The sequence below is a fragment of the Halopseudomonas sp. L-58 genome (genome assembly GCF_056859475.1).
In genome coordinates, this window is sequence record NZ_JBSXON010000060.1 from 20,736 (window position 1) to 44,509 (window position 23,774).

The 23,774-nt window shown below is 65.3% G+C and carries 21 protein-coding genes; 12 read left to right on the forward strand and 9 right to left on the reverse strand.

Going from position 1 to position 23,774, the window contains the following annotated elements:
* The first annotated feature begins 27 nt into the window (after window positions 1-27).
* Entirely contained in the window at window positions 28-192 is a 165-nt protein-coding gene (locus AC13EY_RS09585; protein ID WP_088276880.1) for a DUF1328 domain-containing protein, read from the forward strand.
* A 169-nt stretch (window positions 193-361) separates the two neighbouring features.
* Window positions 362-2,716 (forward strand): phosphoketolase family protein, encoded by a 2,355-nt coding sequence (locus AC13EY_RS09590; protein ID WP_228245593.1) that lies wholly within the window; start codon window positions 362-364, stop codon window positions 2,714-2,716.
* Here AC13EY_RS09590 and AC13EY_RS09595 read toward each other — a convergent pair.
* On the reverse strand, window positions 2,702-5,389 hold the full coding sequence (locus tag AC13EY_RS09595) for a cation-translocating P-type ATPase (RefSeq protein WP_335598835.1): 2,688 nt from the start codon (window positions 5,387-5,389) through the stop codon (window positions 2,702-2,704). The genes AC13EY_RS09590 and AC13EY_RS09595 overlap by 15 nt on opposite strands.
* A gap of 13 nt (window positions 5,390-5,402) precedes the next feature.
* Window positions 5,403-6,806 (reverse strand): MBL fold metallo-hydrolase RNA specificity domain-containing protein, encoded by a 1,404-nt coding sequence (locus AC13EY_RS09600; RefSeq protein ID WP_228245591.1) that lies wholly within the window; start codon window positions 6,804-6,806, stop codon window positions 5,403-5,405.
* A gap of 145 nt (window positions 6,807-6,951) precedes the next feature.
* Here AC13EY_RS09600 and AC13EY_RS09605 point away from each other — a divergent pair, with 145 nt between their 5' ends.
* Window positions 6,952-7,329: a carboxymuconolactone decarboxylase family protein gene (locus AC13EY_RS09605; protein ID WP_228245590.1), complete on the forward strand. Its 378-nt coding sequence runs from the start codon at window positions 6,952-6,954 to the stop codon at window positions 7,327-7,329.
* A gap of 4 nt (window positions 7,330-7,333) precedes the next feature.
* Here AC13EY_RS09605 and hmpA read toward each other — a convergent pair whose 3' ends face one another.
* The gene (gene hmpA / locus AC13EY_RS09610) at window positions 7,334-8,512 is read right to left on the reverse strand and encodes an NO-inducible flavohemoprotein (RefSeq protein WP_228245589.1); all 1,179 of its coding nucleotides are present in this window, start codon (window positions 8,510-8,512) and stop codon (window positions 7,334-7,336) included.
* A 167-nt stretch (window positions 8,513-8,679) separates the two neighbouring features.
* Between hmpA and norR the strand changes: the two genes are divergently transcribed.
* Entirely contained in the window at window positions 8,680-10,266 is a 1,587-nt protein-coding gene (gene norR, locus AC13EY_RS09615) for a nitric oxide reductase transcriptional regulator NorR (RefSeq protein ID WP_228245588.1), read from the forward strand.
* On the opposite strand, the gene AC13EY_RS09620 is transcribed toward norR, so the two are convergent.
* Window positions 10,239-10,607, reverse strand: coding sequence for a glutaredoxin family protein (locus AC13EY_RS09620; RefSeq protein ID WP_228245587.1), 369 nt, complete (start codon window positions 10,605-10,607; stop codon window positions 10,239-10,241). The two genes, norR and AC13EY_RS09620, sit on opposite strands and share 28 nt — an antisense overlap.
* 125 nt (window positions 10,608-10,732) lie before the next feature.
* Between AC13EY_RS09620 and AC13EY_RS09625 the strand changes: the two genes are divergently transcribed.
* Both AC13EY_RS09625 and wrbA read left to right on the forward strand, forming a co-directional pair.
* Entirely contained in the window at window positions 10,733-10,966 is a 234-nt protein-coding gene (locus AC13EY_RS09625; protein WP_228245586.1) for a DUF3820 family protein, read from the forward strand.
* 117 nt (window positions 10,967-11,083) lie between these two features.
* On the forward strand, window positions 11,084-11,683 hold the full coding sequence (wrbA, locus tag AC13EY_RS09630) for an NAD(P)H:quinone oxidoreductase (RefSeq protein WP_228245585.1): 600 nt from the start codon (window positions 11,084-11,086) through the stop codon (window positions 11,681-11,683).
* A 255-nt stretch (window positions 11,684-11,938) separates the two neighbouring features.
* On the opposite strand, the gene AC13EY_RS09635 is transcribed toward wrbA, so the two are convergent.
* The 4 genes from AC13EY_RS09635 to AC13EY_RS09650 all read right to left on the reverse strand — a co-directional run bounded on the left by AC13EY_RS09635 (window position 11,939) and on the right by AC13EY_RS09650 (window position 18,071).
* Window positions 11,939-12,502: a TetR/AcrR family transcriptional regulator gene (locus AC13EY_RS09635; RefSeq protein ID WP_228245584.1), complete on the reverse strand. Its 564-nt coding sequence runs from the start codon at window positions 12,500-12,502 to the stop codon at window positions 11,939-11,941.
* Window positions 12,503-12,535: 33 nt separating this feature from the next.
* Entirely contained in the window at window positions 12,536-15,637 is a 3,102-nt protein-coding gene (locus AC13EY_RS09640; protein WP_228245583.1) for an efflux RND transporter permease subunit, read from the reverse strand.
* Between the two features lies 1 nt (window position 15,638).
* On the reverse strand, window positions 15,639-16,751 hold the full coding sequence (locus AC13EY_RS09645) for an efflux RND transporter periplasmic adaptor subunit (protein ID WP_228245582.1): 1,113 nt from the start codon (window positions 16,749-16,751) through the stop codon (window positions 15,639-15,641).
* Window positions 16,752-16,940: 189 nt separating this feature from the next.
* Complete coding sequence (locus AC13EY_RS09650) at window positions 16,941-18,071, reverse strand: thiolase family protein (protein ID WP_228245581.1); 1,131 nt, start codon at window positions 18,069-18,071, stop codon at window positions 16,941-16,943.
* Window positions 18,072-18,299: 228 nt separating this feature from the next.
* Here AC13EY_RS09650 and AC13EY_RS09655 point away from each other — a divergent pair, with 228 nt between their 5' ends.
* The 3 genes from AC13EY_RS09655 to AC13EY_RS09665 are packed head-to-tail and all read left to right on the forward strand — an operon-like array spanning window position 18,300 to window position 20,215.
* Window positions 18,300-18,893, forward strand: a complete 594-nt coding sequence (locus tag AC13EY_RS09655; protein WP_228245580.1) for a TetR/AcrR family transcriptional regulator — start codon at window positions 18,300-18,302, stop codon at window positions 18,891-18,893.
* Window positions 18,883-19,764 carry an alpha/beta hydrolase family protein gene (locus AC13EY_RS09660; RefSeq protein WP_228245579.1) on the forward strand — a complete coding sequence of 294 codons (882 nt, stop codon included), beginning with the start codon at window positions 18,883-18,885 and terminating at the stop codon, window positions 19,762-19,764. Before AC13EY_RS09655 ends, AC13EY_RS09660 begins: the two co-directional genes overlap by 11 nt.
* Before the next feature lie 19 nt (window positions 19,765-19,783).
* Window positions 19,784-20,215 carry a PaaI family thioesterase gene (locus tag AC13EY_RS09665; protein WP_228245578.1) on the forward strand — a complete coding sequence of 144 codons (432 nt, stop codon included), beginning with the start codon at window positions 19,784-19,786 and terminating at the stop codon, window positions 20,213-20,215.
* Between the two features lie 133 nt (window positions 20,216-20,348).
* Here the strand turns inward: AC13EY_RS09665 and AC13EY_RS09670 are convergent, their stop codons facing one another.
* Window positions 20,349-21,041: a type 1 glutamine amidotransferase domain-containing protein gene (locus AC13EY_RS09670; protein ID WP_228245577.1), complete on the reverse strand. Its 693-nt coding sequence runs from the start codon at window positions 21,039-21,041 to the stop codon at window positions 20,349-20,351.
* Window positions 21,042-21,184: 143 nt separating this feature from the next.
* On the opposite strand from AC13EY_RS09670, the gene AC13EY_RS09675 reads away from it, so the two are divergent.
* The 3 genes from AC13EY_RS09675 to AC13EY_RS09685 are packed head-to-tail and all read left to right on the forward strand — an operon-like array spanning window position 21,185 to window position 23,558.
* Window positions 21,185-21,928 (forward strand): 5-oxoprolinase subunit PxpA, encoded by a 744-nt coding sequence (locus AC13EY_RS09675; protein WP_228245576.1) that lies wholly within the window; start codon window positions 21,185-21,187, stop codon window positions 21,926-21,928.
* On the forward strand, window positions 21,925-22,623 hold the full coding sequence (gene pxpB / locus AC13EY_RS09680; protein ID WP_228245575.1) for a 5-oxoprolinase subunit PxpB: 699 nt from the start codon (window positions 21,925-21,927) through the stop codon (window positions 22,621-22,623). The genes AC13EY_RS09675 and pxpB overlap by 4 nt, the downstream gene beginning before the upstream one ends.
* A complete protein-coding gene (locus AC13EY_RS09685) occupies window positions 22,620-23,558 on the forward strand; it encodes a 5-oxoprolinase subunit C family protein (RefSeq protein ID WP_228245574.1) in 939 nt (312 codons plus the stop codon). The genes pxpB and AC13EY_RS09685 overlap by 4 nt, the downstream gene beginning before the upstream one ends.
* The last annotated feature ends 216 nt before the right edge of the window (window positions 23,559-23,774 follow it).

Here is a 23,774-nt window from a genome sequence, read left to right on the forward strand (position 1 = left end):
CGGGATCTGCTGATAAGGAGAACGACCATGCTAAGCTGGGCCATTACCTTTCTGATCATTGCCATCATCGCTGCGGTTCTCGGTTTTGGTGGCATCGCCGGCACCGCGACCGGGATCGCCAAGATTCTGTTTCTGGTCTTTCTGGTGCTGTTTATCGTGTCCTTCATCATGGGCCGCCGACCCAAGCTGTAGCGTCCGGCTGGCCACAGGTACCCTGCACCCGCTTCATGCGGGTGCTTGTGCGTTTGCCCCTGCCGAAGATCGCCCGCAGCCATCGCAAATGCCGCCTTCGTGACCCAGCGCAAGGCAGCCGCGGTTTTCTCTGCTAACGTGGCAGACAGACAGGGCAAGGAGACCCAGCATGACCGATACGTTGCACGACTGGAGCCAAGGCTTCGGCGTCATTCACCACGATTTTCTGACCCGTGACCGCATCAGCGACCTGCTTGCAGAGCTGGCCGCCGATGGCACCTGCACCGTGGCTCAGGCTACGCTGCTGCTCAAGGCCGCCGACCGGCTGTGCAATGCGGCGATGCGCCAGGTGGCGCACATGACCTACGCCCGCCAGGTCTATCTGGACGGCCGCCCGCTCGCCCAGAGTGACTTCAAACCCCAGCCCGAAGGCCACACCGGCGGCGCGCTGAACATGGTGCCGGCCTACGTTGGCTACCTGCTGGCCAACGCCCTGACCGGCACTACCCGCAGCTGGCTGATGGGCCAAGGGCACTGCGTGGCGGCGATTGATGCGGTCAACGTGCTGCTGGGCAACACCGACGCGGCGCAGGCCGAGCGCTACCCGTTCAGCGATGCCGGGCTCAGCCAGCTTTGCCAGGACTTCTACAGCTACGCCATTGATGCCGAAGGCCGCCCGGCGGTACCGCTTGGCAGCCACGTCAATCCGCACACCGGCGGCGGCATCAGCGAAGGCGGCTACCTCGGCTTTGCCGGCCTGCAGTACGTACACATGCCGCTGCCGGGGCAGGAACTGGTGACCTTCCTCAGCGACGGCGCCTTCGAGGAGCAGCGCGGCAGCGACTGGGCGCCGCGCTGGTGGCGCGGTGAAGACAGCGGGCTGGTGATGCCGATCATGATCGCCAACGGCCGGCGTATCGACCAGCGCTCGACCATGGCGCAGGTTGGCGGTGTCGACTGGCTGCGCGAGCATCTGACGCTCAACGGCTTTGACCCGATCGATATCGACGGCCGCGATCCGGCCGCCTTTGCCTGGGCCATCATCAGCATGGCCCGCAGCCTGCGCCGCGCCCACGAATCCGTCATCAAAGGTGACGCGGAATACCCGGTGCGCCTGCCCTACGCCATCGCCGAAACCGTCAAGGGCTTCGGCTTTCCGGGCGCCGGCACCAACGCCGCCCACAACCTGCCGCTGGTCGACAACCCGGCCGTCAACGAAGCCGCCCGCGAGCGCTTCAATCAGGGCATCGCCGCGCTGCACGTGGACGAAGCCGAGCTGCGCGCCGCGGTCGCCGCCCTGAACACCCACAGCCAGCAGCAGCGTCCGCAGGAGAAGGATCATCCGCTGGCTCGCATTCTGGTCCCCACACCACGACTGCCGCCGATTGCCGCTGAACAGCCCGCTGCGCCGATGGCCGCCATCGACCAGTGGTTCTGTGCCCTGACTCGCGCCAATCCGCAGCTGCGCGTGCGGGTCGGCAACCCGGATGAAATGCGCAGCAACCGCATGAACCAGACCCTCGATCAGCTGCTGCACCGGGTCACCGCCGCCGAAGACGGCATCGCCGAAGGTCTGCAGGGCAGCGTGATCACCGCGCTGAACGAGGAGGCCGTGGTCTCCGCGGCACTGGCCAACCGCCAGGGCATCAACCTGGCCGTCAGCTATGAAGCCTTTGCGGTCAAAATGCTCGGCGCCATGCGTCAGGAGCTGATCTTCAGCCGCCACGCCCGCGAACTGGGCCGCGCCCCCGGCTGGCTCAGCGTGCCGATCATCGCCACCTCGCACACCTGGGAGAACGGCAAGAACGAGCAGTCCCACCAAGACCCGACCCTGTGCGACGCCTGGCTGCAAGAGATGAGCGACGGCGCCCCGGTCTACTTTCCGGTCGACAGCCACAGCGCCGTCGCGGTGATGCGCAAGGTCTACGCCAGCCACGGCAAGGTGGCGCTGATCGTCGCCCCGAAAAATCCGGTGGAAGCCTGCCTCACCGTGCCCGAAGCCGAAGCGGCCGCGGAAACCGGCTTTGCCGTGCTGAATGCCGATCCGGGTGCCGAACTGCAACTGCTAGCCGTCGGTGCCTACCAGCTGCAGGCGGTGCGTCAAGCCGCCCAGCACCTGCGCTATCACGGCGTGCCCTGCAGCGAGGTGGCAATCATCGAGCCGGGGCTGCTGCGCGAGGGGCGTGACGCCATGGAACAGGCGGTGGTGCACAGCGACGCCGAGCTGGCCCGGCAGATCCCGGCGGCGCGCTGCCGGCTGTTCGTCTGCCACGGCCATGCCGAGGTGATGACCGGGGTGCTGCGGCGCCTCGACACCGGCCCGCGCACCAGTCGCTTCCTCGGCTACCGCAACCGCGGTGGCACGCTGGATACCTTCGGCATGCAGTTCGCCAACCGCCAGAGCTGGGCGCATCTGGTCGCCGAGGCAGCACAGCTGCTGAACCGCCCGCTGGACGACCTGCTCGGCAAGGCCGAACAGGCGGTGCTCAGGGGCGAGGGCGATCCGCTGCTACTGGCGCGCTGAGTGACGCGCCGCCTGCCAGCGGCGCAACGCCTTCTCCAGCTCGACCACCACAAAGATCGACAGAGCCACTGCTGTCAGCCGCAGCCAGTCTGCCGCTGACAGCGACTCCAGCCCGAACAGCTGCTGCGACCAGGGCAGGTAGCTGTAAAGCAACTGCAGCACCACTACCCCGGCGATGGCTCCCAGCATCGGCCCGGCGCGGCGGAAGATTGCCGGTGTCAGCACCGAGGCATCGAGGAAGCGGCAGTTGATCAGATACACCGCCTCGATCATTACCAGCGTGTTGACCGCGACCGCCCGCGCCAGCTCGACTGACGCCCCGTGGCGCAGATAATCGCCGAACTGCCAGAACACCAGCCCCGCGGCCCAGACCGATACCAGCAGCGTGCGCCAGGCCAGCTCGGCACTGATCAGGCTCTGGCCGGCCGGCCGTGGCGGACGCGCCATCACCCCCGGCTCCGGTGGCTCGAAGGCCAGCGCCAGCGCCAGCGTGACCGTGGTCACCATGTTGATCCAGAGAATCTGCGCCGGGGTAATCGGCAGAGTCCAGCCGAGCAGGATGGCGAAAATGATCACCGTCGCCTCGGCCAGACTGGTCGGCAGGATGTAGAGAATCGATTTGACCACGTTGTCGTAGACGGTGCGGCCTTCAGCGACCGCGTGGGCGATGGTGGCGAAGTTGTCGTCGGTCAGTACCATGTCACCCGCTTCACGCGCCGCATCGGTACCCTTGCCGCCCATGGCGATGCCGATATTGGCCTGACGCAGCGCCGGTGCGTCATTAACCCCGTCACCGGTCATCGCCACCACCCGCCCCTGACGCTGCAGCGCCTCGACCAGCTGCAGCTTGTTGGCCGGGCTGGTGCGGGCAAAGATATCGACAGCAGACGCGGCCTCGTCCAGCCCCTTGCTGTCGAGTCGATCCAGCTCGGCACCGGTCAGCACCCGCTCGACATTCAGCCCCATCTCCGCGCCGATGGCCGCCGCGGTCAGCGGGTTGTCACCGGTGATCATCTTGACCCGGATACCCGCCTGATGGCATCGGGCGATGCTGTCGATCGCTTCCGGTCGGGGCGGGTCATTGATGCCGATCAGCGCCAGCAGACACAGGCCCTTCTCGACCAGCCCGTGCTCGGCGTGGACATCGGCCGGTAACCGTCGCTCGGCCAGCGCCAGCACCCGCATCCCCTCGGCACCAAGGCGTTTCAGCTCGGCCTGCCAACAGGCCAGATCCAGCGGCTCGGGACCGTTGGCACCGAACTGCGTCTCACAGCACATCATCAACCGGTCCGGCGCGCCCTTGACCGCCAGCAGGGCGGTTGGCTCACTGTCACAACGGTGCAGGGTCGCCATATAGCGGCGCTCACTTTCAAACGGCAGCTCCTCGACCCGCGGCCACTGTTCAAGCACCTGACCGAACTGCGGCAGCGCCTTGCGCGCCAGCACCAGCAGTGCACCCTCGGTCGGGTCGCCATGCAGCTGCCATTGGCCGTTTTCCTGCGACAGGCTGGCGTCGTTGCAGAGCAGTGCCACCCGCGCGGCAGCAATCAGGGCAGCGTCTGCCGGCGGCATGATGCTGCCCTCGGGCCGATAGCCATCGCCTTCGATGCGGTGCAATTGCAGCGCAGTCACACACTGGCGGGCGGTCATGGCGTTGGCGGTCAGGGTACCGGTCTTGTCCGAACAGATCACATCGACCGAGCCGAGTACCTCGACGCTGGGCAGCCGCCGCACCAGCGCCTGCTGCCGTGCCATGCGCTGCACGCCGATGGCCAGGGCGATGGTGACAATCGCCGGCAGCCCCTCGGGAATGGTCGCCACGGCGATACCGATAGCCGCCTGCACCATGTCGTCCAGCGCCAGTCCTCGCAGCAGGTTGCCGACCACAATGGTCAGCACGGCAATAATCAACGTCAGGATGCTGAGCTGGCGAGCGAAGCGCGCCAGTTGCTGCTGCAGTGGGGTATCCACCAGGGTGGCCTGACGGGTCAGCTCGCTGATGCGGCCTATTTCGGTCTGGGCGGCGGTACGGCACACCAGACCGCGGCCAACGCCAGCGGTCACCAGCGTGCCCATAAAGGCCATGCCGTGCTGCTCGGCCAGCGGCGCGGCGGCCGCCGTCGCCGCCAGGTGCTTGCGCACCGGCACCGACTCCCCGGTCAGCATGGATTCGTCGCAGGCCAGATCCTTCAACTGCACCAGCCGCAGGTCCGCCGGCACCTTGTCGCCCGCCTGCAGGCTGACCAGATCACCCGGTACCAGCTCGCTGCTGTCGACGGTCCGCAGCTGGCCATCGCGCCAGACCAGCGAGCGGGTGCGGGTCATGCCGAGAATGGCCTGCAAGGCGGCGGTTGCCTTGCCCTCCTGCACAAAACCCACCAGCGCGTTGATCAGCACCACGCCGAAGATCACCCCGGCGTCGACCCGATGGCCCATCAGCAAACTGATCACGCCACTGACCAGCAGCACATAGATCAGCGTGTTCTGAAACTGGCGGGCAAAGCGCCGCCAGGCCGGTTCCGGCGGTGCTGGCGGCAGGGCGTTGGCACCGTGCTGCTGCAACCGCGTTTGCGCCTCGGCCTGACTCAGCCCGTGATCGGTACTGTCCAGACGCTCAAGCGCGCTGGCCGGGTCAATGCCGTGCCAGTCAACCGACGTTCCCTGCTCGGCCATGCTGCTGCTCCACTCAGAATGCCAGACACTGGCCCGGGGTCGGGATCATGGCTTCAATCTGATGCTCATCCCACAGCCGCTTGGCCAGCGCATCCAGCGCTTCCGGCTCGCCGTGTACCAGCACCACCTTCGGGTTGTTTTCAAAGTGGCTGACCCACTCCACCAGCCCGGTTTGTCCGGCATGGGCCGAGAAGCCGCCGAGGGTTTCAATCTGCGCGCGCACCAGATACTCCTCACGGAACAGCTTGATGCGCTGCACCCCGTCAATCAGGATGCGGCCCAGCGTATTGCGTGCCTGAAAACCGACAAACACGATGGTATTGCGCTCATCCCAGATGCGTTGCTTGAAGTGGTGACGAATCCGCCCGCCGGTACACATGCCGCTGCCGGCGATGATCAGCGCGCCGCGCTTGATCTTGTTGATCATCATCGACTCGTCGGTGCTGGGCGTCAGCTGCAGGCGCGGCAGGAAGTCACGCAGCAGAGTCTGATCGCCACTGCACAGCCCCTTCACACCCTCGCAGTCGAGCTGGCTGAGCCAGCGGTCGTAGAGCCGGGTGACTTCGATCGCCATCGGGCTGTCGAGGAACACCTGCCAGTTATCCAGCTTGCCCTGCTCATGCAGCTGGCCGAGGTAAAACAGCAGCTCCTGGGTACGGCCGACCGCAAAGGCCGGAATCATCACGTTACCGCCCCGCTCCCAGGCCTCGTGCAGGACCTGCTCGAACTGCTCCAGAGTATTGCCCAGGGTGCGGTGATCACGGTCACCGTAGGTGCCTTCCATCATTACCAGGTCGGCGCGGGTCAGCACCTCGGGGTCAAACAGCAGCACGCTATCCTTCTTGCCCAGGTCGCCGGAGAACACCAGACGCTTCTCCCGGCCCTGCTCCTGCAGGGTCAGCTCGACAATCGCCGAACCCAGAATGTGGCCGGCGTCGTGGAAGGTCACGCTGCCCGCCTCACCAATCGCAAACGGCTGGTGGTAGCGCTGCGGGGAGCATTGCTTGAACACCCGCTCGACATCGTCGCGGGTATAGGCCGGCGGCAGGTCCGGCGCACCCCGACGGGCACGGCGCAGATTCTCACGCTCCAGATCACGCTCATACAGCCCGGCGGCATCATTGAGCATGACTTCCAGCAGATCGGCAGTCGCGCGCGTGCAGTAAATCGGCCCGCGAAAGCCTTCGCAGACCAGCTTGGGCAGCAGCCCGGAGTGATCGATATGGGCATGGGACAGGATCACCGCATCGATCTCGGCGGGCTTGAAGGCGAAACGCTCCTCCTGCAGGCGGTCTACCGCGTCGCCACCCTGATGCATACCACAGTCGAGCAGCACCTTGCCCACCGCAGCCGAACTCAGCAGGTGGCAGGAGCCTGTTACTTCCTGCGCTGCACCGAGAAACCGAATACTCGCCATGCCTGTCTACCTCCAGTGTTTCGTTATGATTGCACCACTCTGGCACAGTTTAATGATCTCTGCTGCCGATACGCGCTGATCTGCGTCAGCTTTCGCAAGGCAGCCTGATAGACTGCGGCCAGCACCGCAGAAAGAGGACCCAACCATGAGCAAGACCAGGCAGGAAGGCGTGCAGGTACGCCGGGAAGTCATGGGCGACGCCTTCGTCGACCGTGCGCTGAACAATGCAACCGAATTCAGTCAGCCGCTGCAGGAGTTCGTCAATGAACACGCCTGGGGTGGGGTATGGAATCGCGAGGGGCTGGACCGCAAGACCCGCAGCCTGATTACCCTGGCCGCCCTGACCGCGCTGAAGTGCCCGCAGGAGCTCAAAGGCCACGTGCGAGGGGCCCTGAACAACGGCTGCACGGTGGAAGAGATCCGCGAAGCGCTGCTGCACTGCGCAGTCTATGCCGGCGTACCGGCCGCCATCGATGCCTTCCGTGCGGCGCAGGAAGTCATCGACAGCTATCAGCAGGATTGAGCCCTCAGCCTTCGATTGCCTCCAGCGGGCCGAAGAACTCGTAGCGGATACGCTCAGCGGCAACGCCCAGCGCACGCAGGCTGGCGTAGCAGCTTTGCATGAAGGCCCGGGGGCCGAGCAGGTACACGTCCAGATCGCGCTCGGCCGGCAGCAGCGCCGCCAGTTTTGCCTGGTCGAACAGCCCCTGCGGCTGACCCGCATCCTCGGCCAGCGGCTCGCTGTAGAGCACCTGCAGCTGCAGCGCCGGGAAGTCCTGCTGCAGTGCGGCAACATCGGCACCGAACGCCTGATGGCGGCTGTTCAGGGCACCGTGCAGAAAGTGCACCGCGCGGCCGTTTTCCAGCGCCGGGCGCAGCATGCTCAGGGTCGGCGTGATGCCCACGCCGCCACTGAGCAGTACCAGCGGCCGCTCGGCGTCGTTGAGTACAAAGTCGCCGGCCGGCGCACTCAGCAGCAGTTCGTCACCGACCTGCACTCGCTCATGCAGGTAGCTCGAGACCAGACCGCCCGGCTCGCGCTTGACGCTGATGCGGTAGTAACCCAGACCCGGGGCGCAGGACAGCGAGTAATTGCGGCGCACCTGCTGACCATCGATCTCCAGCAGCAGACCGATGTACTGGCCCGGCTGGAAGTCGGCCAGCGCACCCGCATCGGCCGGTTGCAGATAGAACGACTCGATGACCTCGCTTTCGCGCTCGCGGCGCACCACCTTGAAGGCCCGCTCGCCACGCCAGCCACCCTCTCGGGCAGCGTTGCCGGCATACTGCGCCTCTTCAGCGCCAATCAGCAGCTCGGCCAGTTGGCCGTAGGCCTCGCCCCAGGCGCCCAGCACCGCATCGGTCGCCGCCTCGCCCAGCACCTCGCGGATCGCCGCCAGCAGGCATTCGCCGACAATCGGGTAGTGCTCCGGCTGAATGCCCAGCGACACGTGCTTCTGCACGATCAGCGATACCGCATCGCCGAGCACTTCCAGCCGATCCAGATTGGCCGCGTAGGCAACCACGGCATTGGCCAGCGCCTGACGCTGGGTACCCTGCGCCTGATGGGTCTGGTTGAAGAACGCCTTGACCTCGGGGTAACGCTCGAACATCAGCGGGTAGAACACCCCGGTAATGTCGGTGGCACAGGCCTTAACGGCTGGCAGAGTCGCGGCGATGATGTCTTTACTGGCTTGTGAAAGCATGGGCTGTCCTTCTGACTGAGAGGAGGCGGAACACATCCGCCGTTTCAGGCTTATTCAGTGCACAGCGCATGCCATAAAAAATAAATAACCCATTCAGCAACTTACGAACTATGCTGTCTTTATGACACGCAAAAATAACGAGTCTAAATGACTCCAATGAGGTTTTAATGACAACATCCGGCGCGACCGAGGTGTTCCTTGCCGTCAGCGCCGAGCTGTCCCGCGAGACGCCAGCGCACGAGCGCTTTCAGCGCCTGCTGCAAGGCTTGCGTCAGGTCTTTCCGTGCGACGCCGCGGCGCTGCTGCAGCTGCACGAGTCGACCCTGATCCCGCTGGCGGCCGACGGCCTGAGCCCGGACACCCTCGGTCGTCGCTTCGTGGTCGACGAGCACCCGCGCTTCGCCCGCATCCTGCTCAGCCACGAGCCGGTGCGCTTTGCCGCCGACTCGCCGCTGCCCGATCCCTACGATGGCCTGATCAACGCGCCACCCGAGCAGCTGCATGTGCACGACTGCCTGGGCATCGCTCTGCACGTGGACGAGCGGCCGTGGGGCGTGCTGACGCTGGACGCACTGGAGCCCGGCAGCTTTGATCGCATCGACCCGCAGGAGCTGCGCACCTTCGTGCGCCTGACCGAGGCCAGCGTCAAGCTCTCCAACCTGATCGCGCGCCTGCAGCAACGTGCCGATCAGAGCCAGCAGGTTGCGCGGGTGCTGATTGATGAACTCGGCCAGCAGAGCTTGCTCGGCCAGAGCAAGGCCATGCAGACGCTGCGGGCGGAAATCGACATGGTCGCGCATTCCGATCTGACCGTGCTGATCACCGGCGAAACCGGCGTCGGCAAGGAGCTGGTGGCGCGTCAGGTGCACGCCGCATCCAGCCGTTCCAGCGCACCACTGGTCTACGTCAATTGCGCCGCACTGCCGGAGAACCTGGTCGAAAGCGAACTGTTCGGCCACACCCGCGGCGCCTTTTCCGGCGCCGCTCAATCACGCGCCGGCCGCTTTGAACTGGCACACGGTGGCACCCTGTTTCTCGATGAAGTTGGTGAACTGCCGCTGGCCGTGCAGGCCAAGCTGTTGCGCGCGCTGCAGAACGGCGAAATCCAGCGCGTCGGCAGCGACCACCCGCACCACGTGGACGTACGCGTCATTGCAGCAACCAACCGCGATCTGCAGCAGGAAGTCGCCGGCGGGCTGTTCCGCGCCGACCTCTACCATCGCCTGAGCGTGTATCCGATCCGCGTGCCGAGCCTGCGTGAACGCGGCCGCGATGTGCTGCTGCTGGCTGGTCACTTTCTTGAGCAGAACCGCCGTCGGCTGGGGCTGCGCGGCTTGCGGCTGGAGCCGGCCGCGCGGGAGATGCTGGTGCAGTACAGCTGGCCGGGCAACGTGCGCGAACTGGAGCATCTGATCGGCCGCGCCGCGCTCAGGGCACAGGCGGGTGTCGACTCACGCCGCCGGCTGGCCAGCATCGCAGCTGCGCTGCTGGATCTGGGCGAGTCAACCGAGGCGGCCAGCCAGACGACGCCGCTGCGGCCGCAACCGGACGCCGAACTGCCCGCCGAGCAGAACCTGCGCGCCGCCACTGACGCCTTTCAGCGCCAACTGATCGAGCACCATCTGCAACAGCATCAGGGCAACCGCGCCGCTACCGCCCGGGCGCTCGGTATCGACCGGGCAAACCTGAGCCGACTGCTCAAGCGGCTGGGTCTGGACGCATCCGCTCAGGCCGCGAAGCGCTCTTCCAGATAGCTGCGGATCGCGCTGGACTCGTACAACCAGCGGGTCTGGCCGTCTTCCTCAATGCGCAGGCACGGCACCTGAATCTTGCCGCCCTCGTTCAGCAGGGTCTGACGGTGCTCGGCGTTGCCGGAGGCATCGCGCAGCTCCACCGGCAGATTCAGGCGACGCAGGGTGCGGCGGGTCTTCACACAGAACGGGCAGCCGTGAAACTGGTACAGCGCCAGCGCAGACGCCGCGTCATTGACCGCAGCCTGTGCGGCCGGCTCACGCTGCATGGGGCTCGGGCGGGTAATGAAGCTGATAAAGACAACCAGCTGGCCGACGATGACTCGCAGCGCCTTGACGATCATGACAATCACTCTCTTGATGGGAAAAACGGCCGCGCAGGATACCCTGTTCACCACCGCCTGCCCAACATGACCCGACGAAGCCACGCAGGCATAATCCTCCCCACCACCATCACCCGCGAGCCGCCATGAACCCCGAAGACCTCCTGCTGCTGGTCACCCGCGAGATGCCCTACGGCAAGTACAAGGGCCGTCTGCTCGCCGACCTGCCCGGCCACTACCTCAACTGGTTCGCCCGGGAGGGCTTTCCCAAGGGCGAGATCGGCCGCCTGCTGCAACTGATGCAGGAGATCGACCACAACGGGCTAAAACCGCTGCTCGACCCGCTGCGTCAGGGTCCGCACCGCCGCTATCAGGATTGATCGGCGCGATCGCCTGAACTTGCCCTGCACATCATGCTCTATGCTTTGAGGCGCGCCGATCAATCGCGAACCCGAGCGCCGGCGCGGCAACGCCCATCACAGCAGGAGCAGACAGCAATGGCCAAGGTACTAGTGCTTTACCACTCCATGTACGGACATATTGAAACCCTCGCCCAGGTCGTCGCCGAAGGCGCGCGGCAGGTTCAGGGGGTTGAGGTCACCATCAAGCGGGTGCCGGAAACCATGCCGGAAGACGCCTTCAAGGCAGCCGGCGGCAAGGTTGATCAGGCCGCTGACGTTGCCAGCCCGGGTGAACTGGCCGACTACGATGCCATCATCGTGGGCACGCCGACCCGCTTCGGCAACATGTCCAGCCAGATGCGCACCTTCTTCGATCAGACGGGCGGCCTGTGGGCCAAGGGCGCACTGCACGGCAAGATCGCCAGCGTATTTACCTCCACCGGCACCGGCGGCGGCCAGGAGATGACCATTACCTCCACCTGGACCACCCTGGCGCACCACGGCATGGTCATCGTGCCCATCGGCTACGGCACCAAAGAACTGGCCGATATCGAGCATGGCAAGGGCGGCACACCCTACGGCGCATCGACCATCGCCGGCGGTGATGGCTCCCGTCAGCCAGATGCCCGCGAGCGCGCCATCGCCCGTTACCAGGGCAAGTACGTAGCGGGTATCACCCAGAAATTGTTTGGCTGAAGCAGCGGCGTAGGATGGAGTAAGCCAACGGCGTGTCCACCATAGCGGCATCAAACCCGCGCCAACCTGTCAGCGGCGGCTTGTATGGCAACTGCGCGGACACGCTGCGCCGTAGGGTGGACTAAGCGCAGCGTGTCCACCATAGCGGCACCAAACCCGCGCCAATCTGCCAGCAACGGCTTGTATGGCAATTGCGCGGACACGCTGCGCTTGGTCCGCCCTGCGCCAACGGCGTGTCCACCAGCACAACGGCGGTCAGGCCGACCCGGTCAGCGCTTTCAACTGCTCGCGGGTACTGCTCAGCAGCTCGGCAGACAGGGCTTCATCCTTGACGCTACGCGACAGCAGCAAGGCGCCGACCATCGCGGAAAGCACCAGCATGGCCTGTGCGCGGCTGTCGTCGCCGTCCAGCTTGCCGGCGATGTTAGCCAGCCGGTCCTGCACCACCTCGTCGGTGATCTCGCTCTGCTGACCGCGCTGGCCCAGTTCGGCGGAGATGGTCGGCAACGGGCAACCCTGATCGGGGTTGGCCCGGTGGCCGTCTGAGAGGTAGGTATCGAGCAGAGCGCTGAGCGGCACATCGGGGCCGGTGTGCATGGCCAGCGAGGTCTTCAGGTTGTCGACCGCGTGGCGCAGGGCCTTTTCGACCAGTTCATCCTTGGATTTGAAATGCGCATAGAAACCACCGTGGGTCAGGCCGAGCGCCTTCATCAACGGTTGCAGGCCGGTCGCGCCGACGCCATCACGGCGGAAGCGGCGCGCCGCCTCGTCGAGAATCAGCTGGTGGGTTCTGGCCTTGTGGTCTTCTGAATAGCGCATAACGCCTCCGGTTATTGAATGCCGGTCATCATCTTACATCGATTGCCCGGCAACTGCCTCTGTCGATTCCACCTGAGCCGACGAACGTGCGGCCTTGCGCTCCAATACCAGCGCACAGAGCGCCGGCAGGAACAGCAACGTCAGCAAGGTCCCCATGGTGACCCCGCCAATCAGCACAAAGGCCAGCGACGACCAGAACACCGACAGGGTCAGCGGCACAAAGGCCAGCGCCGCCGCCAGCGCGGTCAGCACCACCGGCCGCGCCCGGCGCACCGTGGCTTCGATGATCGCCTCGCGAATCGCCATGCCCGCGTGCTGGTTCTGCTGGATCTGGTCGGTAAAGATCAGCGTATTACGCATCAGAATGCCGCCAATGCCGATCAGCGCCAGAATCGCGTTGAAACCGAACGGCTGGTTGAACACCAGCAACGCCGGCACTGCCCCGATCAAGCCCAGGGGCGCGGTAGCGAAGACCATGAACATCAGCCCGAACGAACGGACCTGGAACATGATCACTACCAGCATCAGCAGAATCATGATCGGGAACAGCACCGCCAGTGCCTTGTTGGCAATCGCGCTTTCCTCCACCGGCCCGCCGATGACGATGTGATAACCGGCCGGCAGGTTCTCGACGATATCGCCCAGATCCCGGTAGGCGGCCATCGCTGCATCCGGCGGCTGGGTCCCGGCAACGATATCGGCGCGCACCTCGAAGGTCAGCTCGCGGTCACGGCGGCGCAGGATCGGGTCCTCCATGACCGGCTCGAACTGCCCGACCTGGCGCAGCGCAATCGCCTGACCGGCGTCATTGGTGATGGTCAGATCATCGATGCTGTCCAGATTCTGGCGCTGCGTCTCGACCGCGCGCACCACCACCGACACCGTGCGCGTGCCCTCGCGCACCTCGGTGATCGGGTTACCCGAGAGCAGCGCGTTGAGCTGCGACTTGACCTGGGCCGGGGTAAAGCCGAGCAGGCGCAGGCGGTCCTGATCCAGCACCAGCCGGTAGCTGCTGGCCTTCTCACCCCAGTCGATAAAGGTGTCGCGGGTCAGAGGATTGGCCTCAACCCGCTCGCGAACCTGCTCGGCAATGGCACGCAGGGGCCCCAGCTCAGGCCCGCTGACGCGGAATACCACCGGGAACGGCACCGGCGGCCCGAACACCAGCTGGGTGACCCGCACCCGCGCCTCCGGGAATTCCCCAGCGCTGACCCGCTCACGCAGGCGCGCAATCAGCGCATCACGGGTGCCGGCGTCAGGCGTCTGCACGATCAGCTTGGCAAAGGCGGCATCGGGCAGCTCCGGGTTGAGCGACAGGAAGAAGCGCGGTGCGCCGCCACCCACGTAGGAGTCGACCATCAGGGTCTGCGGCTCGGCCATGATCGCCCGCTCGACCCGCTCCACCACCGCCTCGGTGTTCTTGAACGCGGTGCCCGGCGGCATGTAGACCTCGACGATGACCTCCGAGCGGTCGGAGTTCGGAAAGAACTGCTTGTTGACCAGCTTCATGCCCATCACGCAGAGCACGAAAGCCGCCAGCACAAGGGCGGTCACCAGCCAGCGCTGACGCACGCAGAACAGCACGGCGCCGCGCAGGCGCTGATAGACCGGGCCATCATAAAGGGCATCGTGACCGCCCTGCTTGGCGGCAATGTTCGGCAGCATCTTCACCCCGAGATACGGCGTGAACACCACGGCCACGACCCAGGAGGCAATCAGCGCAAAGCCGACGATCCAGAAAATGTTGCCGGCGTATTCTCCGGCACCGGAGCGGGCGAAACCCACCGGCAGAAAACCGATGATGGTGACCAGCGTGCCGGTCAGCATCGGCGCGGCGGTGGACGACCAGGCATAGGTAGCGGCGCTCAGCCGGTCCATGCCTTCTTCCAGCTTCACCACCATCATTTCGATGGCGATAATGGCGTCGTCCACCAGCAGCCCGAGTGACAGGATCAGCGCGCCGAGGGTGATGCGGTCAAACTCGCGGCCGGTCATCATCATCACCACAAACACCACCGCCAGTGTCAGCGGCACGGCGGCTGCCACCACCAGACCGACGCGGAAACCCAGCGCCAGCAGGCTGACCAGCATCACCACGCCAAGGGCGACGAAGAACTTGAGCATGAACTCGTCGACCGCGTTGCGAATCTTGCTGGCCTGGTCCGAGACCTTGGTGAACTCGATGCCCAGCGGCAGGTTCTGCCGGACCTGCGCCTCGTGCGCCTGCAGCGCACTGTCGAGGTCCAGCCCGTTGAAGTGCTTCTCCATGATCACGCCGAGCATCAATGCCGACTCACCCTGATGGCGAATGCGATAGCTCGGCGGATCTTCATAGCCCTGCCGCACCTCGGCCACATCAGCGATGCGCAAGACCCGGCCGTTGGCGACTACCGGTACGTTTTCGATCTGCTCCAGACTGTCGAACGCGCCATCAAGACGGATATAGGCCCGCGGCCCGGCGGTTTCCACCGAGCCGGAGGGCGCCACTGCGTTCTGCCGCGCCAGGGCGGTAAAGATCTGCTCCGGCGTCAGCCCCAGGGTTGCCAGCCGCTGATAGGAGAACTCGACGTAAATGCGTTGCGCCTGTTCTCCGAGGATGTTGACCTTCTTCACCCCCGGCAGCTGCAGAAAGTCCTGACGCATGCGCTCGGCCAGCTGCACCAGCTGGCGGTGTGGCAGTTGCCCGGCCTCCAGCGCGTAGAGCGCGAAGTAAACGTCGTTATATTCATCGTTGAAGAACGGGCCGGCGACGCCATCGGGCAGCTTGCTGGCCTCATCGCTCAGCTTCTTGCGCGTCTGGTAAAACAGTTCGGGCACCAGCGCCGGCGGGGTGGAATTGAGAAACTGCACCTTCATCGACACGAAACCCGGCTGCGCGGTGGTCTCCACCCGGTCGTAGTAGTCCAGCTCCTGCAGCCGCTTTTCCAGCCGGTCAGCGACCTGCTCCTGCATTTCCCAGGCCGTCGCACCCGGCCAGACGGCGGTGATGGTCATCACCTTGACGGTAAACGAAGGGTCTTCAGCCCGGCCCAGCTTGCTGAAGGCAAAGGCCCCGGACAGCAGCACGGCGATGATCAGAAACAGCGTGACGGCGGGGTTGCGGACCGCCAGCGCAGACAGATTGAAACGGCTCATGTCAGAGGCTCCGCGCGGTTTCGGTCCCGGCCAGCTGGCCCTCCGGCAACGGCTTCACCGCATCCCCCTCATGCAGCAGGTGTGCGCCCAGCGCCACCACCCGCTGACCATCCTCAAGACCACCGCTGATCACGGCGAACTCCTGTCCGAGTCGCGCGACCTCAACCGGGGTAAAACGCACCCGATTATCCGCGTCGATAACCCAGACGCCGGTGCCAGCGCCCTGATCCAGCAGCGCGCCGAGCGGCACCTGCAGCTGCGGCGTGCTCTGGCTGTCCTGCAGGCGAATGCTCACGGTCGAGCCAATCGGCAACGGCTCGCCCGTGGTATCAAGCACATAGCGCGCGCGGTAGGTGCGGGTGACCGGATCAGCCACCGCCGACAATTCACGCAGGGTCGCGCCAATGGGTGTATCGGGTTGCCCGAACAGAAACGCCTGGGCCGGGCTGTCGGCCAGCGCACGCTGGGTTTCCGGAATGCTGATCACTGCCTCGCGGGCGCCGCTATGGGCCAGCTGGGCGACCACCTGACCGGCAGCCACCACCTGCCCCTGATCTGCCAGCACCTCGGTAATCACCCCATCGGCGTCGGCGGTCAGGGTGGAATAGCCGCGGCGGTTTTCCACCTGGGCGGCGTCGGCGCGGGCCGAGGCCAGATTGGCTTCGGCGACGCGCAGTTCGGTTGCCAGTTGATCGTAGGCCTGGCGGGAGACGGCACCGTTATCTGCCAGCTGACGATAGCGCTGCTCGTCATTCTGCAGCTGGCGCACCGACGCCTCGGCCGAACGCACGCGCTGCCGGGCAGCGCGCAGGGCCAGCTCGAAATCGTCCACATCCAGCACCAGCAGCACATCCCCGCGCTTGACCCGGTCGCCGGGATCGACACGCCGCTCGATCACCTCACCGGCGACGCGGAAACCCAGCTCGCTTTCGGTGCGGGCAGCAACAACGCCGGTAAACAGGGCACCATCGCGGGTAACCGGGTGGACCTCCATCGACAGCACCAGCCGCGCCGGAGCCTCGCTGTTATCGGCAACGGGTGCCGCTTCCTCGCGGCATCCGAGCAATCCACCCAGAATTCCTACCAGCACGACCAGTTTGGCTGCGGACCTCATGTGTTCTCCCTGCGGGCCAGCTACCGGCCCTGTTGTTATCTGAATTCAGACAGGCGTTTAAAAGCGTCGGCGAGGCAGCCTGCGCTAGGCGGAAGCGGTCGAAAAAGCGCAGTTTACAAATAGTAAATGAGCATTTTGAGAGTGCTTCCAACACCGCGCAGGCAACGCAGCCAGCTTTTCAACTGCCTGTCAGATGGCTTCCAGCAGCGTCGCCACCCCCTGACCACCGGCAATGCACTGGGTGGCCACAGCGTAACGGCCGCCCGTGCGCTTGAGCAGCGCCGCCGCCTTGCCGGTGATGCGCGCACCGGTCGCACCCAGCGGATGCCCCAGCGCCAGTGCGCCGCCGTCCAGGTTGACGCGTTCCAGCGGCATGCCCAGTTCCCGCAGGCAAGCCAGTGACTGGCTGGAAAACGCCTCGTTGATTTCCATCAGGTCGACATCATTGATTGTCAGACCGCCGCGGGCAAGTACTTTACGCGTTGCCTCGACCGGCCCCATGCCCATGATCTCCGGCGCACAGCCACCCACCGCGGTGACCTTGATGCGCGCCAGCATCGGCAGATTGTGGCGTAGGGCAAAGTCTTCGGTGCAGACCAGCACCGCGGCGCTGCCGTCGGTCAGCGGCGAGGATGTACCGGCGGTGACAACCCCGCCAAACGCCGGCTTCAGGCCCGCCAATGCCTCCATATTGGTGCCGGGGCGGATGCAGCCGTCCTCGCTGACCACCCCATCCGGCGTCGTAACCGGCACGATTTCATCGGCCAGCAGGCCCTCGTCACGCGCCTTGGCGGCCTTGCTGTGCGACAGCACCGCCAGCGCATCCTGATCCTCGCGGCTCACATCAAAGCGCCGCGCCACTTCCTCGGCGGTATGCCCCATCGCCATGTAGACCTCGGGGAACTGCTGCAGCAGGGTCGGGTTGGGCGAGGGGGTAAAGCCGCCCATCGGCACCCGGGTCATCGACTCGACCCCGGCAGCGATATAGGCCTCTCCGGCGCCGAGCAGCAGTTGCCCGGCGGTAAAGTGGATCGCAGTCATCGACGACCCGCAGAAACGGTTCACCGTCACGCCACCCAGGGTCTCGGGGAAGCCGGCACGGAAGCTGGCAATACGCGCGACATTGGTGCCCTGTTCACCCTCGGGGTAGGCGCACCCCATGATCACGTCTTCCAGCAGGGCAGGGTCCAGATCGAGCTTTTCCACCAGGCCACGCAGCACCTGTGCGGCCAGATCATCCGGGCGCAGATTGATCAGCCCACCCTTACGGGCGAACTGGAATGGGGAACGCAGATAACCGGCGATGACGATGGAGGTCATGGCATTGCTCCTTGGGGCAAGAGGGCGCTGACGCCTTTTGAATTACAGTCATAATTTAAATGGACGCATTTAAATGTCAATCATAATTTAAAGCAGCAGAGGTCACCGAGCGCCCACACGTCTTGCGCAGGGTCACGACATGCCGTGACCGGCAGGAGAGCTAAACGCTTGTCGCCTAGCCGTACATCACGCTTTACTCCATAGACCGATCGGTCTATAACTGGCACCATGAGTAAAGAAGATAGCCGCCATATCCTCGTCAAAACCATGCAGAGCGCCTTGCAAAGCAAGGGGCTGCACGGCGTTGGCCTGAACGAGATCCTGAAAACCGCAGGTTTGCCGAAGGGCAGCCTGTATTACCACTTTCCCGGCGGCAAGGAAGAGTTGGCGCTGGCCGCCATTGCCAACGCCGAGCAGGAGATGACGCGGTTTCTGGAGCAGATGTTTGCCCGCTTCGATGACCCGCTTGAGGCACTTGCCGCCTGGATCGACAGCGCGCTGCAGCGTATCGCCGCCAGCAGCTTCAAGCTCGGCTGTCCGCTGGCCGCCGCCGCGCTCGACTGCTCGCCCGAGGACACCGACCTGCTGTTGGCGCTGAACGGCGCGTTCAACAATCTGAGCGACCTGCTGACCCGACAGATCAGCCGCGCCGGCTTCCCCGCCGAGGCCGCCGCCGATCTCGCCGCACTGGTGCTGACCAGCTACGAGGGAGGGCTGATGATGGCCCGCGCCGCAGGCAGTACCGACCCGATCGAGCGTTCGTTTCGCGCTCTGCTCAGCCACGTTCGCCTGCAACAAAAGGAGTTTGCCAATGGCCACTGAATCGCTCGCCCCGCGCGACCTGACCCTGACCGCCGCCGATGGTTACCAGCTCGCCGGCACCCTGTACCCGGCCAGCCAGCCACGCGGGCAGATTCTGGTCGGCAGCGCCACCGGAGTGCCGCAGGGCTTCTACCGGCGCTTCGCCGAGTTCGCCGCCCGTAACGGCTTCACCACCCTGACGCTGGATTACCGCGGCATCGGCGCCTCGGCCCCGGCCAGCCTCAAGGGCTTCGAGATGAACTATCTGGACTGGGCCGACAAGGACCTCGCCGCCGGCGTCGACTATCTCGGCCAGCAGAATCTGCCGCTGTATCTGGTCGGCCACTCGTTCGGCGGCCACGCCTTCGGCCTGCTGCCCAACCGCGACGCCATCCACGCCGTCTACACCTTCGGCACCGGTGCCGGCTGGCACGGCTGGATGCCCAAGGGTGAGCGCCGCAAGGTGCAGTTCATGTGGAATCTGGTGCTGCCGCTGATCGTCGCCATCAAGGGCTATCAGGCGTGGAACTGGCTGGGCCTCGGTGAAGATCTGCCTAAGGGCGTTTACCGCGACTGGAAACACTGGTGCCGCTTCCCGCGCTACTTCTTCGATGACCCGAAGATGGCCTGGCTGACCGAGCACTTTGCCGCCGTGCGCACACCGATTGTCGGCGCCGTCTCGCTCGACGATCTGTGGGCCGGTCCCGAATCACGTGACGCCTTTATGAGCGCCTTCAGCGGCGCCGCCTATCAACCGCGGGATATCGACCCCAAGGCCCTCGGCCTCAAGCCACTGGGCCACATGGGTTACTTCCGCCCCTACGCCGAACCGCTCTGGCGCGATGCGCTGGACTGGTTCGCCAGCCAACCCCAGGCTGCCGCTGCGGCCTGATCGACTCAAGGAACACGCAATGAACCCCAAAGACATGACCGGCCTGCAGATCATGCAGGCCGCCGCAGCCGGTCACCTGCCGATAGCGCCGATTGCCAAAACCATCCCCATGCAGGTCAAGCTGGCCGAAGAGGGCCGCGTGGTATTTGAAGCCACCGCCGACGAAAGCCACACCAACCCGCTCGGCGGCGTACACGGCGGCTTTGCCGCCACCGTCATGGACTCGGTCACCGGCTGCTCCGCGCACACGACTCTAGCCGCAGGCGAAGGCTACGGCACCATCGAACTCAACGTGAAGATGTGCAAACCCGTGCCCTTCAACAAAACGCTGATCGCCGAAGGCAAGGTCATCAACAAGACCCGCCGGCTGATCATCAGCGAAGGGTATCTGCGCGACGAAAGCGGCTCGCTGTATGCGTACGCCACGGCGACCAATATGATTCTCAGCTGATAGCGGCAAGCGGCAAGCGGCAAGCGGCAAGCCTCAAGAATGGTGGCCTCCGGGAAGGCCGAGTTCCAACTCGGCCACCGCTATGCACCCACGTCCGCTGGTCGAGCGAGAGCTCGACCCTCCCGGGAGCACCTCACACCCCCGGCAACACCTTCAACAGCGTCAGCAGCTCACGCGCCGCCTTCTCGGATGACGCCGGGTTCTGGCCGGTGACCAGCAGGCCATCCACCAGCACATACTCGCCCCAGTCCTCGCCTTTGCTGTAGACGCCGCCCTTGTCCTTCAACGCGTCTTCCAGCAGCAGGGGCACCACATCGCTCAGGCCTACCGCGTCCTCCTCCGCATTCGAGAAGCCGGTTACCCGCTTGCCGCCAACCAGTGGTTCGCCATCCGCCGCCCGGGCGTTGAGCAGCACCACCGGCGCATGACACACCGCTCCGATGGGCTTGCCTGCGCGGGAAAAGGCATTGAGCAGCGCCACCGAATCCGGATTGTTGTGCAAATCCCACAGCGGGCCGTGGCCGCCGGGGTAGAACACCGCGTCAAAGTCGTCTGCCGATACCTCACTCAGTTTCACCGTTTGCGCCAGCTGCGCCTGGGCGGCGCTGTCGGCGTCAAACCGCTTGGTCGCCTCGGTCTGCGCGTCCGGCTCGGCGCTCTTGGGGTCCAGCGGAGGCTGGCCGCCCTTGGGCGAGGCCAGGGTGATTTCGGCACCGGCGTCGCGCAGCACGTAATAGGGCGCGGCAAACTCCTCCAACCAGAAGCCGGTTTTATGGCCGGTATCGCCAAGCTTGTCGTGTGAGGTGAGAACCATGAGAATCTTCATATCGCTCCTCTCTACAATCGATGAACCAACGGCTGTGACGCGAACGCGCGCCAGACAGCATGAATACACAGTAAATCCGGCAGCAATCGACGCAAATGGTTCAGTCTCGCCGCGCCGGTGACAGCACAGGACAACCAGCAACCATGCAGCCGCTACAACTCAACTGCGACATGGGCGAAAGCTTCGGCGCCTGGACCATGGGCATGGACGAGGCCGTGATGCCGCATGTGCACAGCGCCAACATCGCCTGCGGCTTTCACGCCTCCGACCCCTCGACCATGCGCCGCACCGTGGCGCTGGCGGTGCAGCACGGCGTGCGCATAGGCGCTCATCCGGCCTACCCGGATCTGGTCGGCTTTGGCCGCCGTTCGATGGCCTGCTCCGCCCAGGAAGTGGAAGACCTGCTGCTCTACCAGGTCGGCGCACTGGACGGCATCTGCCGCGCCGAAGGCGCCAGCCTCAGCTACGTCAAACCCCACGGCGCGCTCTACAACGACATGATGAAGCAGCCCGCGCTGCTCACTGCGGTGATGCGGGCCGTCGCCCGCTTCAACCCGCAGCTGCCGTTAATGCTGCTGGCCCGGCGCGACAACCACGAAGCCGAACAACTGGCCGCGGAGCAGGGCATCGGCCTGCTGTTTGAAGCCTTCGCCGACCGTGGCTACGACCCGGACGGCTACCTGCTGCCCCGCAACCAGCCGGGCGCCGTCCACCACGACCCGGAGCGTATCCTGGCCCAGGCGCTGAGCTTCGCCCGCGGCGAGCCGATCATCGCCAGCGACGGCAGCCAGCTAACCCTGCACGCCGACAGCCTCTGCGTACACGGCGACAACGCCGAATCGGTCGCCGTGGTCGCGCGCATCCGCGCCGCACTGGACGCGCTGTGAACCTGCGCATCGAAAGCGCAGCCATCGACAGTCTGATGGTGCGCCTGTTCGATGAGATCGACGAAGCCAACATGCCCTGGCTGATGGCCGCCGCAGCAAAGCTGCGCCAAGCCTTCGGCGTGCAGCTGATTGATCTGGTGCCGTCGTACACCACCTTGTTGCTGCATTACGACGTGCACGCCCTGAGCGAAGCGAGCGCCATCGCGCTGATTCAACGCAGCCTGAGCAACCTGCAACCGCTGGCGAATGAAACTGGCGCTCTGCACGCCATCCCGGTCTGGTATCACCAGAGCGTCGGCCCCGAACTGACCACCATCGCCCAGCGCGCCGGGCTCAGCCCCGAGCAGGTGATCGAGCAACACTGCAGCCGCGACTACCCGGTGTTCACCCTCGGCTTCGCGCCCGGTTTTGCCTACATGGGGCTGGTAGACGAAGCGCTCGCCTCGGCCCGCCTTGCTACCCCGCGCCAGCGCGTGCCCAAGGGCAGCGTCGGCATCGCCGAACGGCAGACCGCCATCTACCCGCTGACCTCACCCGGCGGCTGGAACCTGATTGGCCGCTGCCCGCTGACCCTGTTCAGCGCCGAGCGCGGCAGCCTGCTGCAACCCGGCGACCGGGTGCGCTTTGTGTCCATCGACCACGCCGAATTTATCCGCCTGGGTGGAGATGACACCGTGATGGAGGCCAGCGCATGATCGAGTTGCTGGTCGAACACAGCCTCGGCTTTGCCCAACTGCAGGACGGCGGCCGCTTTGGCGTGCGCCATCTGGGCATCACCCAGGGCGGCGCGCTGGACTGGATCGCCATGCAGCAGGCCAACTGGCTGCTCGGCAACACAGCAGACGCCGCCGTGATCGAAATCCCCCTTGGCGGCCTGCAACTGCGCGCACAAACCAGCGGCTGGCTGGCACTCACCGGCGCTGACCTGAATGCCAAACTCGACGATCAGCCACTGGCACCCGGCCAGGCATTTCAGCTGCGCCACGGCCAGACCCTGCGGTTCAACAGCCCCAAGCGCGGCGTACGCGCCTACCTCGCCACCCCCGGCGGCTTTGCGGCAGACCCGGTGATGGGCGCCGTCGCCACCGTCATGCGCGAACAGCTTGGCGGCCTGCACGGCAACGGTCGCGGCCTGCACAACGGCGACCGCCTGCAGGGCAAGGCCAGCAACGCCGAACCGCGCACTCTGCCCGAAGGCGCGCTCTGGTATCCGGGCAATGAAGTCGTGCTCGACCTGATCCCCGGCGCGCAAATCGCGACCTTCGCCGGTGCCAGCCTGTTCGCCGCCTTCAATCAAATCTGGACCCTCGACCAACGCGCCGACCGCATGGGCATGCGCCTCACCGGCCCCGCGCTGCGCTATCAGGGCCAGCCGCTGATCTCCGAAGGCATCCCCCTCGGAGCCGTCCAGGTGCCGCCAGACGGCCAACCAATTATCCTGATGAACGACCGCCAGACCATCGGCGGCTATCCGCGGCTGGGGGCGGTGACGCCGCTGTCGCTGGCGCGGTTGGCGCAGTGTGCGCCGGGGCAGAAGGTGAGATTAAGGGTGGTGAGTCAGGAGGTTGCGCGCAGGGAGTTACTTGCAGCGATAAAGGCGCTGGCGACGCAGGGGCAGCCCACCCCGTAGGGCCCCAGCATGCCGTGCCGATGCTGCTTCCACCACCGCTCGACTGCTCGACTGATCGTTCCCACGCTCTGCGTCCACTAGTGTCCGGGGAAAGTTGCTCATAGCTGAAGGCTCCCCATAGCAACCCTCAATTGCGCGTGGTCCCGCCTTCGCTCGTCAGCCTTCAGCAGCGCTGCCGGCCGCTCGAATAGGCTATATGCAAGGTGAGTGGCAAAC

What these genes read in the sequence shown, in the direction of transcription:
- AC13EY_RS09655 (WP_228245580.1), top strand. Translation starts at nt 18,300, where the DNA reads ATGAGTAAAGAAGATAGCCGCCATATCCTCGTCAAAACCATGCAGAGC.
- AC13EY_RS09620 (WP_228245587.1), bottom strand. Translation starts at nt 10,607, where the DNA reads ATGATCGTCAAGGCGCTGCGAGTCATCGTCGGCCAGCTGGTTGTCTTT.
- AC13EY_RS09650 (WP_228245581.1), bottom strand. Translation starts at nt 18,071, where the DNA reads ATGACCTCCATCGTCATCGCCGGTTATCTGCGTTCCCCATTCCAGTTC.
- AC13EY_RS09600 (WP_228245591.1), bottom strand. Translation starts at nt 6,806, where the DNA reads ATGGCGAGTATTCGGTTTCTCGGTGCAGCGCAGGAAGTAACAGGCTCC.
- AC13EY_RS09605 (WP_228245590.1), top strand. Translation starts at nt 6,952, where the DNA reads ATGAGCAAGACCAGGCAGGAAGGCGTGCAGGTACGCCGGGAAGTCATG.
- AC13EY_RS09625 (WP_228245586.1), top strand. Translation starts at nt 10,733, where the DNA reads ATGAACCCCGAAGACCTCCTGCTGCTGGTCACCCGCGAGATGCCCTAC.
- AC13EY_RS09645 (WP_228245582.1), bottom strand. Translation starts at nt 16,751, where the DNA reads ATGAGGTCCGCAGCCAAACTGGTCGTGCTGGTAGGAATTCTGGGTGGA.
- AC13EY_RS09640 (WP_228245583.1), bottom strand. Translation starts at nt 15,637, where the DNA reads ATGAGCCGTTTCAATCTGTCTGCGCTGGCGGTCCGCAACCCCGCCGTC.
- AC13EY_RS09670 (WP_228245577.1), bottom strand. Translation starts at nt 21,041, where the DNA reads ATGAAGATTCTCATGGTTCTCACCTCACACGACAAGCTTGGCGATACC.
- AC13EY_RS09590 (WP_228245593.1), top strand. Translation starts at nt 362, where the DNA reads ATGACCGATACGTTGCACGACTGGAGCCAAGGCTTCGGCGTCATTCAC.
- AC13EY_RS09585 (WP_088276880.1), top strand. Translation starts at nt 28, where the DNA reads ATGCTAAGCTGGGCCATTACCTTTCTGATCATTGCCATCATCGCTGCG.
- AC13EY_RS09675 (WP_228245576.1), top strand. Translation starts at nt 21,185, where the DNA reads ATGCAGCCGCTACAACTCAACTGCGACATGGGCGAAAGCTTCGGCGCC.
- AC13EY_RS09660 (WP_228245579.1), top strand. Translation starts at nt 18,883, where the DNA reads ATGGCCACTGAATCGCTCGCCCCGCGCGACCTGACCCTGACCGCCGCC.
- AC13EY_RS09665 (WP_228245578.1), top strand. Translation starts at nt 19,784, where the DNA reads ATGAACCCCAAAGACATGACCGGCCTGCAGATCATGCAGGCCGCCGCA.
- AC13EY_RS09685 (WP_228245574.1), top strand. Translation starts at nt 22,620, where the DNA reads ATGATCGAGTTGCTGGTCGAACACAGCCTCGGCTTTGCCCAACTGCAG.
- AC13EY_RS09635 (WP_228245584.1), bottom strand. Translation starts at nt 12,502, where the DNA reads ATGCGCTATTCAGAAGACCACAAGGCCAGAACCCACCAGCTGATTCTC.
- wrbA (WP_228245585.1), top strand. Translation starts at nt 11,084, where the DNA reads ATGGCCAAGGTACTAGTGCTTTACCACTCCATGTACGGACATATTGAA.
- hmpA (WP_228245589.1), bottom strand. Translation starts at nt 8,512, where the DNA reads ATGCTTTCACAAGCCAGTAAAGACATCATCGCCGCGACTCTGCCAGCC.
- AC13EY_RS09595 (WP_335598835.1), bottom strand. Translation starts at nt 5,389, where the DNA reads ATGGCCGAGCAGGGAACGTCGGTTGACTGGCACGGCATTGACCCGGCC.
- norR (WP_228245588.1), top strand. Translation starts at nt 8,680, where the DNA reads ATGACAACATCCGGCGCGACCGAGGTGTTCCTTGCCGTCAGCGCCGAG.